Origin of the sequence: Agromyces binzhouensis (genome assembly GCF_004135055.1) — a bacterium.
In the GTDB taxonomy this organism is placed as follows: Bacteria; Actinomycetota; Actinomycetes; order Actinomycetales; family Microbacteriaceae; genus Agromyces; species Agromyces binzhouensis.
In genome coordinates this window covers 1-675 of sequence record NZ_SDPL01000772.1, presented here as the reverse complement: position 1 = coordinate 675, position 675 = coordinate 1, and the positions used below count along the sequence as shown (strand labels likewise).

Annotated in this window: 1 rRNA gene; it reads right to left on the bottom strand. The window is 54.8% G+C overall.

The features are described from left to right. Nucleotides 1-675, bottom strand: a 23S ribosomal RNA gene (locus ESO86_RS18150); the annotation flags it as partial.

Sequence of the window (675 nt, the reverse complement as noted above, 5' to 3'; positions counted from 1 at the left end):
TGCCATACCCTTGATTTACGCGCCCGGATTTGCCTACGCGCCATCTTCGATATGTCAACAGGGACATCCAACCCCCTGATGATCTTCCGCGATCCGTCCCCCCATCGCACTGTACGACGGTGCTGGAATATTAACCAGCTTCCCATCAGCTACGCATCTCTGCCTCGCCTTAGGGGCCGACTCACCCTGCGCCGATGAACGTTGCGCAGGAAACCTTGGACTTACGGCGAGGGGGCTTTTCACCCCCTTTATCGCTACTCATGTCAGCATTCGCACTTCTGATACCTCCAGCAGCCTTTACAAGCCACCTTCGCAGGCTTACAGAACGCTCTCCTACCGCGTGCACAAAGTGCACACCCGCAGCTTCGGTTTATCGCTTAGCCCCGTTACATCTTCCGCGCAGGACGACTCGATCAGTGAGCTATTACGCTTTCTTTAAAGGATGGCTGCTTCTAAGCCAACCTCCTGACTGTCTATGCCTTCCCACTTCGTTTCCCACTTAGCGATAATTTGGGACCTTAGCTGGCGGTCTGGGTTGTTTCCCTCTTGAGTCCGGACGTTAGCACCCGGTGCTCTGTCTCCCAAGCTGTACTTGCGGGTATTCGGAGTTTGCCATAGTTTGGTAAGTCGCCATGACCCCCTAGCTATAACAGTGCTCTACCCCCCGCAGTACCA